The 15,093-nt window shown below is 30.9% G+C and carries 18 protein-coding genes; 11 read left to right on the top strand and 7 right to left on the bottom strand.

From position 1 onward, the window contains the following. Positions 1–6: 6 nt before the first annotated feature. From AJ882_RS08190 to AJ882_RS08225, 8 genes are all read left to right on the top strand, one after another. Entirely contained in the window at positions 7–576 is a 570-nt protein-coding gene (locus tag AJ882_RS08190) for a peptidylprolyl isomerase (RefSeq protein ID WP_011049593.1), read from the top strand. Between the two features lie 47 nt (positions 577–623). Then, complete coding sequence (locus AJ882_RS08195) at positions 624–1,496, top strand: ACP S-malonyltransferase (RefSeq protein WP_229251105.1); 873 nt, start codon at positions 624–626, stop codon at positions 1,494–1,496. Then, entirely contained in the window at positions 1,493–2,182 is a 690-nt protein-coding gene (gene pfs / locus AJ882_RS08200; protein ID WP_002859787.1) for an aminodeoxyfutalosine nucleosidase, read from the top strand. Before AJ882_RS08195 ends, pfs begins: the two co-directional genes overlap by 4 nt. Then, a complete protein-coding gene (locus AJ882_RS08205; RefSeq protein WP_002857529.1) occupies positions 2,179–2,934 on the top strand; it encodes a tRNA 2-thiocytidine(32) synthetase TtcA in 756 nt (251 codons plus the stop codon). Before pfs ends, AJ882_RS08205 begins: the two co-directional genes overlap by 4 nt. Before the next feature lie 4 nt (positions 2,935–2,938). Then, the gene (locus AJ882_RS08210; protein WP_002785057.1) at positions 2,939–3,460 is read left to right on the top strand and encodes an isochorismatase family cysteine hydrolase; all 522 of its coding nucleotides are present in this window, start codon (positions 2,939–2,941) and stop codon (positions 3,458–3,460) included. Continuing rightward, positions 3,460–4,074: a recombination protein RecO gene (gene recO, locus AJ882_RS08215; RefSeq protein ID WP_002851895.1), complete on the top strand. Its 615-nt coding sequence runs from the start codon at positions 3,460–3,462 to the stop codon at positions 4,072–4,074. Before AJ882_RS08210 ends, recO begins: the two co-directional genes overlap by 1 nt. Then, a complete protein-coding gene (ybeY, locus tag AJ882_RS08220; protein WP_002851664.1) occupies positions 4,071–4,478 on the top strand; it encodes an rRNA maturation RNase YbeY in 408 nt (135 codons plus the stop codon). The genes recO and ybeY overlap by 4 nt, the downstream gene beginning before the upstream one ends. 123 nt (positions 4,479–4,601) lie before the next feature. Further along, positions 4,602–5,291: a hypothetical protein gene (locus AJ882_RS08225; RefSeq protein WP_002851870.1), complete on the top strand. Its 690-nt coding sequence runs from the start codon at positions 4,602–4,604 to the stop codon at positions 5,289–5,291. 24 nt (positions 5,292–5,315) lie between these two features. On the opposite strand, the gene AJ882_RS08230 is transcribed toward AJ882_RS08225, so the two are convergent. The 7 genes from AJ882_RS08230 to bamA are packed head-to-tail and all read right to left on the bottom strand — an operon-like array spanning position 5,316 to position 11,832. Then, entirely contained in the window at positions 5,316–6,242 is a 927-nt protein-coding gene (locus AJ882_RS08230; protein WP_002823485.1) for a tRNA dihydrouridine synthase, read from the bottom strand. Next, entirely contained in the window at positions 6,239–7,225 is a 987-nt protein-coding gene (locus tag AJ882_RS08235; RefSeq protein ID WP_002851806.1) for a hypothetical protein, read from the bottom strand. Before AJ882_RS08235 ends, AJ882_RS08230 begins: the two co-directional genes overlap by 4 nt. After that, on the bottom strand, positions 7,215–7,577 hold the full coding sequence (gene dksA, locus AJ882_RS08240) for a molecular chaperone DnaK suppressor DksA (RefSeq protein WP_002872253.1): 363 nt from the start codon (positions 7,575–7,577) through the stop codon (positions 7,215–7,217). Before dksA ends, AJ882_RS08235 begins: the two co-directional genes overlap by 11 nt. Positions 7,578–7,588: 11 nt before the next feature. Continuing rightward, positions 7,589–8,038, bottom strand: coding sequence for a 23S rRNA (pseudouridine(1915)-N(3))-methyltransferase RlmH (locus AJ882_RS08245; RefSeq protein ID WP_002857335.1), 450 nt, complete (start codon positions 8,036–8,038; stop codon positions 7,589–7,591). 1 nt (position 8,039) lies between these two features. Further along, positions 8,040–8,882 carry an acetyl-CoA carboxylase, carboxyltransferase subunit beta gene (gene accD / locus AJ882_RS08250; protein WP_002851791.1) on the bottom strand — a complete coding sequence of 281 codons (843 nt, stop codon included), beginning with the start codon at positions 8,880–8,882 and terminating at the stop codon, positions 8,040–8,042. Positions 8,883–8,890: 8 nt separating this feature from the next. Beyond that, positions 8,891–9,613: an inositol monophosphatase family protein gene (locus tag AJ882_RS08255; protein WP_002851687.1), complete on the bottom strand. Its 723-nt coding sequence runs from the start codon at positions 9,611–9,613 to the stop codon at positions 8,891–8,893. Next, on the bottom strand, positions 9,613–11,832 hold the full coding sequence (gene bamA, locus AJ882_RS08260; RefSeq protein WP_002869859.1) for an outer membrane protein assembly factor BamA: 2,220 nt from the start codon (positions 11,830–11,832) through the stop codon (positions 9,613–9,615). The genes AJ882_RS08255 and bamA overlap by 1 nt, the downstream gene beginning before the upstream one ends. A gap of 76 nt (positions 11,833–11,908) precedes the next feature. Here bamA and AJ882_RS08265 point away from each other — a divergent pair, with 76 nt between their 5' ends. The 3 genes from AJ882_RS08265 (at position 11,909) to lpxC (ending at position 15,073) form a co-directional block, all read left to right on the top strand. Next, positions 11,909–12,736, top strand: a complete 828-nt coding sequence (locus tag AJ882_RS08265; protein WP_002860599.1) for a prephenate dehydrogenase — start codon at positions 11,909–11,911, stop codon at positions 12,734–12,736. Positions 12,737–12,815: 79 nt separating this feature from the next. Continuing rightward, positions 12,816–14,189, top strand: coding sequence for a M23 family metallopeptidase (locus tag AJ882_RS08270; RefSeq protein WP_002876253.1), 1,374 nt, complete (start codon positions 12,816–12,818; stop codon positions 14,187–14,189). Beyond that, positions 14,189–15,073, top strand: coding sequence for a UDP-3-O-acyl-N-acetylglucosamine deacetylase (gene lpxC / locus AJ882_RS08275; protein WP_002869857.1), 885 nt, complete (start codon positions 14,189–14,191; stop codon positions 15,071–15,073). Before AJ882_RS08270 ends, lpxC begins: the two co-directional genes overlap by 1 nt. Positions 15,074–15,093: the final 20 nt, after the last annotated feature.

A 15,093-nucleotide genomic window follows, 5' to 3' on the forward strand; every position in this document is an offset into this window, starting at 1 on the left:
GATAAAATGGCTATAGAAAAAAATAGTGTAGTTTCAATGTTTTATGAGTTAAAAGATGCAAATACAAATGAAGTTTTAGAATCAAATTTATATTCTCAACCTATTTCTTTTATTTTAGGCAAAGGTCAGATTTTAGAAAGCTTAGAAGAAGAAGTGATGAAGCTTGATTGCCCTAGCAATGCTGATGTGGTAATTAAAAAAGAAAAAGGTTTAGGCGAATACGATGAAAATGCCGTTCAAACTTTACCAAAAGAGCAATTTGCAGGTATTGATTTAAAAGTAGGTATGGAGCTTTTTGGCGAAGGTGAAAATGGCGAAACCGTTCGTGTAACTGTAAAAGAAATTGGTGAAAATGATGTGACAATTGACTATAATCATCCTTATGCAGGTCGTGATTTGCTTTTTTCTTTAAATATCGTAGATGCTAGAGTTGCGAGTGAAGATGAAATTCTTACAGGTATTATCGCAGGAAGTCATAGTTGTGGTTGTGGAAGCGGACATGGACACGATCATCATCACGGACATGGACATGGTGGTGGCGGTTGCTGTGGTGGCGGCGGTTGCGGTTGTCATTAATGAATGCTGCGTTTATATTTCCAGGTCAAGGCTCTCAAAGTCTTGGCATGGGAAAAGATTTTTATGAAAACTCTATAAAAGCCAAAGAACTCCTTCAAAACGCAAGTGATTTTTGTAAGATTGATTTTAAACATTTGCTTTTTGAAGAAAACGAAAAACTCAATCAAAGTGAATTTACTCAACCCGCCATCGTTTTAAATTCCTTAATGGCTTATAGTGTTTTACTTGAAAAAAAACCTGATTTAAGTTCGAAATTTGCTTTAGGGCATTCTTTGGGAGAATTTTCAGCCTTAGCTGTCAATGGTGCTTTTGATTTTTTAGAGGCTCTTTCTTTGGTCAATAAAAGAGGGCTTTTCATGCAAGAAGATTGTGCAAAAGTTGAAGCAGGTATGATGGTGGTTTTGGGGCTTGATGATGAAAAGGTTGAAGAGCTTTGTCAAAAAGCACAAAAAGAAAACAAGCAAATTTTCGCTGCAAATTATAACTGCGATGGACAAATCGTTGTAGCAGGTTTAAAACCTGATTTAGCAAGTTATGAAAGTGTATTTAAAGAAGCAGGAGCTAAAAGAGCTATGCTTTTAAATATGAACGTGGCAAGTCATTGTCCTCTTTTGGAAAATGCTTCAGCTAAGCTTTGTGTGGAGCTTGAAAAGGTGTTAAAACCAAATTTTAAAGCCGTAATTTCTAATGCAAATGCCAAAATTTATACAAGCAAAGAAGAAGCCATTGAGCTTTTAAAAGCGCAACTTATCTCTCCTGTGCTTTATAAACAAAGCATTAAGGCATGTGAAAATGAAGTAGATTATTTCATAGAATTTGGCGCAAGTGTGCTTAAGGGTTTGAATAAAAAAATCACTTCAAAAGAAACTTATGCTTTAACAAATATGAATGATATTGATGAATTTTTAAAGGTTGTATGATGAAAATAGCAATTTTAGGAGCCATGAGTGAAGAAATCACTCCTTTACTTGAAACACTTAAAGATTATACGAAAATAGAACACGCTAACAATACTTATTATTTTGCAAAGTATAAAAACCATGAACTTGTTTTAGCGTATTCTAAAATTGGCAAGGTAAATTCTACTCTTAGTGCTAGTGTGATGATAGAAAAATTTGGCGCACAAGCTTTGCTTTTTACAGGAGTTGCAGGTGCTTTTAATCCTGAACTTGAAATTGGCGATTTGCTTTATGCAACAAAATTAGCTCAATACGATCTTGATATTACTGCTTTTGGACATCCTTTGGGTTTTGTTCCAGGTAATGAAATTTTTATCAAAACCGATGAGAAATTAAACAATCTTGCTTTAGAAGTTGCTAAGGAATTAAATATCAAACTGCGTGCAGGTATTATTGCAACGGGTGATGAGTTTATTTGCGATGAAGCAAAAAAAGCAAAAATTAGAGAAATTTTCAATGCGGATGCTTGTGAAATGGAAGGCGCAAGTGTGGCTTTGGTTTGTGATGCTTTAAAGGTGCCTTGTTTTATCTTAAGAGCTATGAGTGATAAAGCAGGGGAAAAGGCTGAATTTGATTTTGATGAGTTTGTGATCAATTCAGCTAAAATTTCAGCCAATTTTGTGCTTAAAATGTGCGAGAAATTATGATAAATCTTAGCAAAAAACTCATACGCCAAGTTGCACAAGCTAATGCTAAATTTGGACTTATTAAAGATGGAGATAGGGTTCTTTTAGGGCTTAGTGGCGGGAAAGATTCTTTGGCTTTAGCCCATCTTTTAAATCGTATGCAAGCTCACGCTCCTTTTAAATTTGAACTTGAAGCGGTAACTTTGAGTTATGGTATGGGCGAGGATTATTCTCATCTTCATGCACATTGTGAAGAACACGGCATTAAACATAGCGTGCTTGATTCAAATATTTATGAAGTTTCAGGCGATACCATAAGAGAAAATTCAAGTTTTTGTAGTTATTTTTCGAGAATGCGTCGTGGAGCTTTATATACTTACGCTCTTGAAAAAGGTTTTAACAAGCTTGCTATAGCTCATCATTTAGATGATGCAGCAGAAAGCTTTTTTATGAATTTTATTCATAATGGAGCTTTAAGAACCTTAGCGCCTATTTATCAAAGCAAACGCGGTATAACTGTGATACGCCCTTTGATTTTTGTGCGAGAAAGACAGCTTAGGGATAATGCTACGCAAAATGAACTTAGCGTGATAGGAAATGAATTTTGTCCTGGTATGAAACTCAGCGAAAAAAATGTGAAATTTCCACACGCTAGAGAAGAAGCTAAACAGCTTTTAGCAAATTTAGAAAAAGATCATCCTAAGCTTTTTACAAGCTTAAAAACTGCTTTTACAAATTTACACACAGAAAGTTTTTGGCTTCAAAAGGCATAAAAGCATGAAAAAAGCTTTTGTTTTAGTGGATTATCAAAATGATTTTATTGATGGAAGTTTAGGTTTTGATAAGGCTTTAAAAATCAAAGAAAATATTCTTAAAGCCTTAAATCAAATCGATTTTAATAACACGCATTTGCTTTTAACCTATGATACGCATGATGAGCATTATCTACAAAGTAAAGAAGGTTTAAATTTACCTGTAAAACATTGCATTAAAGAGAGTTTGGGTTGGCAAATGCCAAAGGAATTTGAACCTTTTTTACAAAAAGCTCATAAAATTTTTTATAAAAATACTTTTGGTAGCTTAGAATTAGCTAATTTCATACAAAAAAGTGATTATGAAGAACTTCATTTTGCAGGGCTTGTTTCTCATATTTGTGTGTTTTGTAATATTATTTTAGCTTTTGGTGCTAAGCCTAATGCAAGGATAATTTTACACCAAAATTTAAGTGCAAGTTTTGATGAAAATTTAGAAAAATCCGCTTTTGATATACTTAGGGCTTATGGTATTGAAATTGTTTAATGCAAGGCTTTATACTTCATACTCAAAAAGTTAAAGATGAGGATTTGATTGTTTATATTTTAAGTCCCAAAATGCTTATTAAGGCTTATCGTTTTTATGGACTTAGACATTCTAGTATTTTAAGCGGCTATAAAATCGACTTTGCTTTAGAAGAAAATCCTAGTTTTTTACCAAGACTTAAAGATGTATTGCATTTGGGATTTTTATGGATTATGCAAAGGGATAAAATGCTTATTTGGCAAGAATTTATCCGTCTTTTATATAGGCACTTAAAAGATGTAGAAGAGCTTGATAGTTTTTATTTTGATTTACTTGATGAGTGTGTGAAAAGGTTTGAAAAACAAAATCCAAAGCGTGTTATTGTTGATGCTTATTTAAAAATTTTGGAATTTGAAGGAAGATTGCATAAAGATTTTTTTTGTTTTGCCTGTGATGAGAAAATTCAAAATTCCATTACATTGCTAAGGGCTTTTTTACCTTCGCATTCTCAATGTGCTTTAGGATTTGAGTTTGAAGAGAAAAAACTAAAACAATTTTATAGTAGTAAAAATTGTGCGATTTTTGATGATGAAGAAATAGAAAATTTATATCATTTGATTAAGGAAGGTTTATGATATTAAGTGATGAAAAATGTGATTTTTTAGAATCTATAGCAAGTTTTTTAAGTCCTAAAGATGTGGAGCTTGTCTTTGTGGATAGTAAAGAAATGCAAGAAATTAACTTAGAGCAAAGAAAACAAGATAAAACCACTGATGTACTTTCTTTTCCACTTGAAAATATCGATGAGAGTTTGCCTTTGGGTTCTGTTGTGATCAATGTGGATTTGGCAAAAGAAAAGGCTAAAGAGTTAGGGCATAGCTATGAAGAAGAAATAAGCTTGCTTTTTATCCACGCTATGCTTCATTTGTTAGGTTTTGATCATGAAAATGATAATGGAGAAATGAGAGAAAAAGAGAAAGAACTTATAGAGCATTTTAATTTACCTAAAAGTTTGATTGTAAGGACTTTGGAAGATTAAGTAAGATTTTTTTCAAGGGCTAGAAGACTTGCGCTTTATATTTTAAATATATGAGTAAAAATATTAAAAAAAATCATTTTTGCCGATTTACTTTAGAATAAAATTTATTCCAAGGTGATAAAGATGATAGTATTTCCTCTAAGCTCTTTTAATAGATATTTTGGAAACAATCCTTTGCAAACACTTACCAAAATAAGAGATGAAAGTATTGAAAATGGAAATCCCGAGCTTACAAAAAAACAAAGAGAAGAATTAGGTAATGATTTGATAGATTTGTATAAGATTTCTAAAAAATTCAGCGATAAAATAGAATTAGTCGAGGGTTCAATAGAAGATAAGCTTAGAAACAATGAATTACCAGAATCAGAAGTTAAAAATTTATTTCAATGGATGGATGAAAATGCTAAACACCCTCGTTGGATGCATATTGATGGCGTGAGTTATGATGAAGCTTATGTTAAAATTTTTCACACAAGCAAAAGTATAGATGAATTTAAAGAAAAATATCTTGAGCTTCAAAAAAAATATTTTGTTGATTTTAACAATATTGATTCATCGCAGAAAAAACTGCAAGAAACTTCAGAAGAAGACAAAAAAGCTTTCAAACCTATACAAGTAGAAAGTAAAAGCGAAACCTACAAAGATGATAATAAAATGAATGAGCTTTTAAGAAAACTACTAGAAACTAAATTTGGCACAAGCGATGAGCTAGAAATTCTTTTTGGTATGAATTTTAGCAATGATAATGCAGGGGAATTTAATAAAATTCTTTCTCAAAACACTTCAGCAAAAATTATAGATATTAAGGCTTAAGATTTTTTAAATTATAAAAATCAATCAAGTTAAACTAAAAAATTCTTCTATTTTTTTTCGCATTTCTTCGACATTGTCGATACGATTAACGGTATCTCTAAAGGCTGAAGCGTCTTTATGCCCTTTAGAATACTCGTGTAAATGCTTGCGAAATATACTTACGCCTTGATCTTTGTAGTGTTTTATCATTTCATCAAAATGAGTGAGTATGATTTCTTTTTTGAGTTTTTCATCTACACTTTTACCGCTTTTGATTTCATAAAATATCCAAGGATTTCCTACGCTTGCACGCCCTATCATGAGTCCATCACATTTTGTGATTTTATAAACTTCTTTAGCGTTTTGTGCGTTAATATCGCCATTTGCAATCACAGGAATTTTCACACTCGCTTTAGCACTAGCAATGGATCCATAATCGGCTTTTCCGCTATAAAGCTGTTTTCTTGTGCGTCCGTGGATACTTATAAAATCCACCCCCAAGCTTTCACAAATTTTAGCCATTTTTTCAGGATATTTTTCATTAAATCCTAGTCGAAATTTCACACTTGTAAGGCTTTTTTTATTGTTTTCTTTAATCACTCCTACAAGATTTTTAAAAAGCTCTAAATTTTCTAGCAAAGCACTGCCAGCACATTGTTTAACAACTTTATTTACAGGGCAACCGCAATTAAAATCGATCCCATCTACAAAATCCATTTCATTTAGCATTTGCACTGCTTTTTTTAGCACTTCTTTATCTCCACCTGCAATTTGGACTATATAGGGATTTTCTAATTCAGCTCTTTCTAGCATATGTAAAGTTTTAGAACTTTCATAAACTAAGGCATTAGAACTTATCATTTCACTTATGGTAATATCAGCACCAAATTTTTTTACTACATTACGAAAAGGCAGATCTGAAAAACCTGCCATAGGGGCTAAAAACAGGGGTTTTTTGCTAAAATCTATCATTGTATGAGTTGATTTAGATCGATTTTGATATTTTTTTCACGCAAGGCTAAAAAGGCTTTAAAATCATTAAATTTTTTATCATCATTGTGAATTTGTTCTCTTAACTCATCTAAAAGTCCAAATTCAGCCAAAAGATATAAATATGCTCTTAAAGCTTCGCTTTTTTCATTTTTAATTTTGTTAAAAATTCCTAAAATAGCATCAGGATTTAAAAGTTTAGTACTTAGTTTTGCTGCATTAAGATAGTCTTTTTCGCTTAATATGTTGTGTGAAAGTAAAACTTCATATTCTGCTACACTAAGTTCTAAATTTCCTTCTTTAAAACGCTTGATAAGTGTGAGAACTTCAGAAGGCTTTTTAGGGATTTTTACATTTTTAATTTGCTCATAACTAGCTTTTTCTATAAGAGTGTTAAAAGCAATTTCTTCAAATTCATCTTTGATTTCATTAAGGTTTTTAAGTTTGTTATAGGCATAATTTGCATCATTTTTGAGATGATTTTTTTCATTTTGCAAATATAAAACATTGTTATTTTCGAGTTTAAATTTGCTAAGGTTAAAAAATTCGTTTTTATTTAAACCATCAATAAGATCTAAAATTTCATTGATTTTATTTGAGTGTGGAATTTTTTCATGTGTTTTTATGGTTTTAAAAAGTTGTGCTACAGATCTAAATTCTTTTGTTTGAAAAGTGGTTTTAAGATCTTTTTCAAGGAGTAAATCTTGAGTATAAGCTTCAAATTTAGCTGCATCTTTAAAAAAATGCTTAAATTTTAAATAACGCAAAAATCCATAAAATGCTATGTGTAAAACGGCTAAAATCATATAAATAAATAAAGGAATAACAAGCCATATCATAATAGGTAGTTCAAAGGTATAAGTGCTGATATTTAGAGTATAGCTTCCTAGTTCTAGATGCCAAGCAAAGGCAAAAATAAGTGCTATATAAATAAAACTTGCAAGTAAGAAGAGTTTAATTTTCATGTTTTTTTCCTTGTTCTGCAATTTGACGGCAAGTGATACAATATCTTGCGTGAGGTTTGATTTTTAGTCTTTGAGAGTCGATTTCATCATCGCAAGATTCGCAAATTCCATAAGTGCCGTTTTTGATTTTATCTAAAGAATCTTCGATTTCTATAAGTTCTTCTTTGAGATTGGTGCTGATAGCAAAGTCAATTTGAGAGCCTGTTTCTATGACAGAAAAATCTACACTATCGCTTGGGACGCTATTGTGAAGAGCTTCGATTTCATTTGAATTGCTTTGCAAATTTTCTAAGATAGCTTTTTTTCTTTCTTCTAAAATATTTTTGAAATTTTGTATTTCATTTTTTTTCATTTTAAAACTTTCTATTTGTGATAAGGGTGATTGTTGTTGATGCAAAATGCACGATAAATTTGTTCTAAAAGTAAGGTTTTAACAAATTGATGTGCTAAAGTAAGTTTGCTTAATGATAGTCTAAAATCCAAACTTTGATTAAATTCTTCTCTTAAACCATAAGCACCTCCTATAAAAAAACTTAATTCATTTTTATCTTGGATGAGTTTTGCAAATTCTATACTTGTAAGATCTTTCCCTTTTTCATCAAGAGCGATACAATAGCCTTTTTTATAAGGCATAAAAGCTTCTTCATAGCTTTTTTTTGCTTCTATGGCATTTAAATTTTGAGCTAAGGCTATTTTTTTATTAAAAACATTTATTTCTTTTAAAGTGGCGTATTTGGAGATGAGTTTAGAGTATTTCTCACTCCAAGTTTTAAATTCATCACTTTTTTGAATACAAAAGATATTAACTTGCAAATTATTTTCCACTAAAAAATTTTAGTACATCGCTAAGATATTGTTTTTGTTCTCCTCTTTCAACTATGGCATCTATAAGTCCATGTTCTAACAAGAACTCTGCTTTTTGAAAACCTTCAGGTAAATCTGCTCCTATAGTTTGTTTAATAACTCTTGCACCAGCAAAACCTACTAAAGCTTCAGGTTCAGCGATGATTAAATCTCCAAGCCAAGCAAAAGAAGCACTTACTCCACCCATAGTAGGATCGGTTAAAATGCTAATATAAGGAAGTTTTTCTTTGCTAAGAAGTTTAAGTGCAGCACTAGTTTTGCTCATTTGCATCAAAGAATAAGTACTTTCTTGCATTCTAGCTCCACCGCTTGCACTTACGATGACAAGAGAAGTTTTGCTTGTGATAGCTCTTTGTATAGCTCTAACAATTTTTTCTCCTTCAACAGAACCTAAAGATCCGCCCATAAAAGAAAAATCAAATACAACAAGTTGGGTTTTTAAACCATTGATTTCACATTCTCCACTGATGACAGAACTTTTTCTACCTGTTTTACTTTCACCTTCGCTAAGGCGTTTTTTATAGGATTTGCTATCAACAAATTTTAAAGGATCTATAGCTTCTAAATTTGCATCATACTCAATAAAACTGCCTTCATCGCTTAAAAGTTTAATACGTTCATCAGCTGAAATTCTCATGTGATAATTGCATTTAGGACAAACATTAAAACAAGATTCTATTTCTTTATAATACATCAAAGCATGACAACTTTGGCACTTTACCCAGTGATTTGGCGCTTCTTTAACGCTAGGTTGTTGTCTTCTTATTTTTGAAAAAATATCTGCAAAATTCATATATTCACCTAATTATTTTTTAAAAATTCTAAGATTATATCAAAAATTTTTTTGTCTTGGCTTAGGAGAAGGAAATTTTCATTTTTTTCTATATATAAATTTTGATGAATTGCTAAAGCAGCTGCTGTATCAAAAATTCGTGTTTTTCCAAGAATTAATACAAAACTAAAATACGAAGCATAAGCAAGACTTAAGGCTGTTGCACCCAAAGAGCGAAATTTTAATTGATTTTTTGTTAAAAAATCGAGAAGTTCTGGATAAAGTGAAATTTTTTCAACTATACCTATTTTAGAAAATAGATTAGGTGTTAAGGGTGAGTATTTTGGATCGGAAAGATTGGATTTAAAAGCTTGTTTGTTATTAAAAGCAAAAATTTCTTGACTGACAAGATTGCAAACAAAAGCGCTTTTTGCCTGATCTTTTTCCATAAGAGCTATAGAAGTTCCATAAAATGGTATTTTAGAAACAAAATTTGAACTTCCATCCAAAGGATCAAGAATCATTTGTTTTGGGCTAGCTTTTCCGATCAATCCGCTTTCTTCAGAAAAAATTTGTCCAAAACAACTAAGATATTTTATGAAAATTTGTTCACATTTTAAGTCAAGCTCATAGCCTTGATTTTTATCATAGCCTAATTTAGAGCAAAGTTTAAGATCATTTTGTGGGATATTGTTTAGATACTTGCGTATTTGCAAATTTGCATTCAAGCAAGCATCTAAAAATTCTTTCATTAAAAGCGTGTTCCAAGATTAAATTCAAAACTATTAGTATCATCACCTTTTTTATCATTAAGAGGTTTGGCAAATACAAGTTGTAAAGGTCCAATAGGTGTAATCCATTCAATGCCTATACCTGTACTCATTCTTTTTATTTCATCTAAATTTTTACGCCCTATCATACCATAATCAAAAAACACGCTACCACGAAGTTTGATTCTATCAATCAAAGGAAAACTAAGTTCTACGGAATTGGCAAAAGCTATAGTTCCACCTACTTCATCTCCCCATTGATTTTTAGGACTTACTGTTCTGCTTTCAAAACCGCGTATCGATCTAATACCACCTAAATAAATTCTTTGGTTAATTGGTAAATAACCTTCATCCCATACTTTATAAAAACTCGCTTTATAGCGATAAATAAGATCATATCCTATATAGTCTTGCAAACCTTGATAAAAGTTAAATTTAGAGCTTGATGAAATAAATTCTTGATCTCCGCCAAGTCCAGCGTATTCTAAACTAGTTGAAGCAATAATACCTGATCGTGGCAGATAATAATCATCTGTATTGTTAAAGGTGATTGCTGGAGTTATAGAGCTTTTAATACTTTTGCCAAGTTCATATCCTGTTCTTAAAAGAGTTGGACTTAAGTGATATATATCGCTTTGTTCAAGATTATAAGTTAAGCTTACATTATAGTATCTTGCAAATTGGCGTCCAACTGTTATATCAAAGCCGTAATTTTTTTCTGAATAATTATCCCATTCATAGTCATTTGAATAAAGTGTTCCACCCAGACTATATTGACTATCAAGAACGCGTGGATTTACGAGACTAATCCTTCCCGATAAAGTATCATCGCTTTTATCTACGCTTACAGAGCTTTTTATTCCTGAACCAAAGATATTTGTATCCGATAAAGAAGCGTTAAGCAAAATACCATCGCTTGATCCATAGCCAATGCCTCCAGAAATAGCTCCTGTAGAAGCTTCTTTAACATCAACAATCAAATCAATATGTGTATTATCAACTTTTTCTTCTTTGATATTTACATCGTCAAAATAAGAAGTTCTTTTTAAAGCATTTTTTGACTCGCTTAAGTCTGTTCTATTGTATAAATTACCTTCTGTTATATATAATTCTCGGCGTATGACGCGATCTACGGTGCGTGAATTTCCTGAAATAATAACATTTCTTATATAAACTTTATCGTGAGGGATTACTTTAAATACAACGGTGGCTTCTTGAGTTTGATCATTTTTTTGAATATCAGGATAGACTTCTACAAACGCATAACCCAAATCAGCACTTTGTGTTTCTATGGTTTTAACATCTTTTCTAATGTCTTCGATATTGATAGTTTTGCCAGCGCTTGATCTTAAATCTTTTACGGTTTGTGCATTTTGCTTATCATCAAATAAAGGATTTTCTATGCTTATACTTTTAATTTTATAAGGCTTTCCTTCTTTGATAAAATAAGTCAAATTTGCTTGATAAGTATCTGTGTAGGTTTTAAGATAAGGGGAGGATACTTGAACATCTAAATATCCTTTTTTCATATATTCATCAGCAATTCTTGAACTATCGTTACTAAGTTCAAAAACTTTTAATTTTCCATCATTGCGTCCCCACATCCATCCCATAAATTCTTTTTCTTTGTTAACAACAGCAGGTTCTATATCAGAATATGAAAATTTCTTTGCTCCACTTAAATGAACATTATCAATAATGATATTTTCACCACGATTTACTATAAATTCAAGCTCTAGTCCATCAGTATTTTCTAAAGTCTTTTTTTTGTATTCTACAATAGTATCAAAATAACTTTTTGCTTCATAATAAGCTTTAATGCGTTCAATAGCTTCTTTTATACTTCCTTCATCAAGTAGTGTACCTCTTTTAATCCCTAAAATACTTTCAACTTGTTTTCTATCATTGGAAGCTATACCTGTTATACTAACCTTTGCTATAGTTGGTTTTTCAGTAACTATAATTTCCAAAATTCCATTGTTGTTTTCTACTGCAATATTTTCGAAATAATTTTGTTTATAAAGATTAAGAATAGCAGTGTTGATTTTTGCAGGATTTATTTCCTCGCCTATTTTAAGCCCCGCGATATTTATAGCGCTTGTGTTCGATAAATGATTTAATCCGATAAATTTAATATCTTTAATGGTTGCTGCATTGGCCATAGCAACTAAAGCACAAATACTAATAAGATGTTTTTTCATTGATTTTTTACCTAAAGCTTTATTAAAAGCTGTATAATAGCAAAAAAAATTTAACAAAAAAACTAAGGTAGAAAGTATGAAAATAGCAATTATAGGGCTTGGGCTTATGGGTGGATCTTTAGGGCTTTGTTTGAAAGAAAATAAGCTTATTTCTTGTGTTTATGGTATGGATTTAAGCAAAGAAAATGAAAAAGATGCCCTGCAATTAGGTCTTATTCATGAGCTTATAGAATTTAAAGATTTAGCTTTATGTGATATGATTTTTGTCGCAACTCCTGTTGATGCTATTATAGCAATTTTGCAAAAGTTAGTTGATTTGCCTTCTAATGTAACAATTATAGAGCTTGGAAGTACAAAAAGAAAAATTATAGAAAGTTTGCCTAAGAATTTAATCAAACAAACTCTTTTTGCTCATCCTATGACAGGAACTGAAAATTCAGGTCCAAAAGCAGCTTTTAAAGAGCTTTATAAAGATGCAGTTTGTGTTCTTTGTGATAGTGAAATAGCTGATGATTTACATCAAAAAAGAGCGGTAGAAATTTTTTCTCATTTAGGGATGAAAATTGTTTTTATGGATAGTAAAGCCCATGATCATCATGCTGCTATTATTTCTCATTTGCCTCATGTTATAAGTTTTTCTTTGGCAAATTTTGTAATGAAGGAAGAAGATAAAAGAAATATAGTTCATTTAGCCGGAGGATCTTTTAAAGGTATGAGCAGAATTGCCAAATCATCGCCACAAATGTGGGAAAGTATTTTTTTACAAAATAAAGATAACTTATTAAGTTCTATTGATTTTTTTCAACAAGAATTAGAGAGATGTAAACAAATGATACAATTAGACAAAAACGATGAATTAAGAGAATGGATGAAACAGGCTAATACCCTAAGAGAAATTTTATAAATTTGCTAGATATTTACTGAAAATATAATAGAATTTATATTAAAAGCAACAAAAACATTGAAAATTTTTAAGGAAGGTTATGGCAAAAAGAAAAGGCAAAACTTATTTATCTGTTTTAATTTTAGTTTTAATAGCAATTTTGATTTTTTTTATTTCAAGATTAAGTATTTTTGAAAAAAATCCTCCTCAAATTTTAATGCCAGATGTTGTATATACTGATCTTAAAAAACCTATTTTAGTGCATATTAAAGATGATGAAAGTTCTATCAAAAACGTACAAATTATATTGCATAAAGACGACAATACTAGTGCAATGGTTATAGCAGATGAAAAGATTTCTAATTTAAAAGATATTACCTTACAAGTTGCTTTGCCAAAATTTGGTTACAAAGAAAATGTAAAATCTTTTGTTTTGGAGGCGATAGCTAAAGATTCTAGTTTTTGGAATTTTTTTAGTGGCAATGAAGCAAGAAAACAAATTGCGGTATTAGTAGATAATACGGCTCCAAAAATCAATATCATAAGCAATTCTTACCAAATCGAGCAAGGTGGTGCTGGGGCAGTTGTTTTTAAGGCTGATGATGCTAATTTAGATAAGGTGTATATAGAAACAAATAAAGGTAAAATCTTTAAAGCCACACCTTATGTAAAAGAAGGATATTATGCGGCTTTGATTGCTTGGGATGCAAGAGATGAGGAATTTCGTGCATTTGTTATCGCTACGGATAAAGCGGGCAATATTTCAAAAGAACGTATAAGGTATTATTTTGTTAATCGTAAATATCGTGTTTCAAATATCAATCTAACGGATAAATTTTTAGATGGAAAGATTGAGAATTTAGCAAATCAGTACGCTCCAAAAGATAATAATCTCAATCGTTATGAAAAATTTAAGTTTGTCAATGAAACTTTAAGAAATAGCAATGAAAAACTTATCCATGAAATCACTTCAAAAGTACCTGAGGAAAAAATTGATAATTTTGATTTGAATTTATTTTTACCTCTTAAAAATGGTATGAAAGTAGCGGATTTTGCTGATCATAGGTATTATTCTTATAATGGGCAATTTGTGAGTGATTCTTATCATATGGGGCTTGATCTAGCAAGCGTAGCACAAGCTCCTATCATAAGTAATAACGCAGGCAAGGTTGTTTTTGCTGCTGAAAATGGAATTTATGGTTTAAATTTAATTGTTTATCATGGTTTTGGAGTATATAGTCTTTATGGGCACTGTTCTTCTAAAAATGTTGATTTAGATGAAATGATTAATAAACAAAGCATTATAGGCAAAACAGGAACAAGTGGTTTAGCCTTAGGCGATCATTTGCATTTTGGAGTTTTGGTTCAAGGGGTTGAAACGCGTCCTGAACAATGGCAAGATAAAAAATGGATAGAAAATAATATTTACAATGTTTTAAATGATGGTAAAAAGATAATTTTAGGAAAAAATTAATGAAACAATTAACTTTAGCAAAAACTGTCAAAGGCGTAGGTATAGGACTTCATAAGGGTGAACCCATAGAAATTACTTTAGAGCCTTTAGAAGCAAATAGTGGTATAGTATTTTTTAGAAGTGATCTTAATGCAAGCTATAAGGCAAGTCCTGAAAATGTGATCAATACTCAAATGGCAACTGTTTTAGGAGATGAAAGAGGGTTTATTTCTACAATAGAGCATTTAATGAGTGCGATTAATGCTTATGGAATCGATAATGTACGCATTGTTTTAAATGCAAATGAAGCTCCTGTTATGGATGGATCAAGTATTAGTTTTTGTATGATGCTTGATGAAGCAGGGGTAAAAGAACTTGATGTGCCTAAAAAAATTATGGTAATTAAAAAGCCTATAGAAGTAAGAGATGGTAATAAATTTGTGCGTTTAACTCCTACTAAAGAACCCCGTATTAATTACACAATTAAATTTGACAATGCTGTCATAGGTGAACAAAGTTACAATTTTGAATTCAGCAAAAAAAATTATATAGAAAACATAGCAAGGGCTAGAACTTTTGGTTTTTTAAAAGATGTTCAAGCTCTTAGGAGTATGAATTTAGCACTAGGTGGAAGTTTAGAAAATACTATAGTAGTAGATGAAAATCGTATTTTAAATCCTGAGGGTTTGCGTTTCAAAGATGAGTTTGTAAGACATAAAATTTTAGATGCAATTGGAGATTTAACCTTACTTGGATATCGTGTTTTTGGAGATTATACTTCATATGCTGGGAGTCATCATTTAAATCATTTACTTACTAAAGAAGTTTTAAAAGATAAAGATGCTTATGAAATTGTAAGCCTTGAAAAAACAACCCAAAAAGCTTATGAAAAGGTATTTGCATAAAAACTTCTCTTTTACTTAAT

This window comes from Campylobacter sp. BCW_6461, from assembly GCF_001762735.1.
GTDB classification, from domain to species: Bacteria; Campylobacterota; Campylobacteria; order Campylobacterales; family Campylobacteraceae; genus Campylobacter_D; species Campylobacter_D jejuni.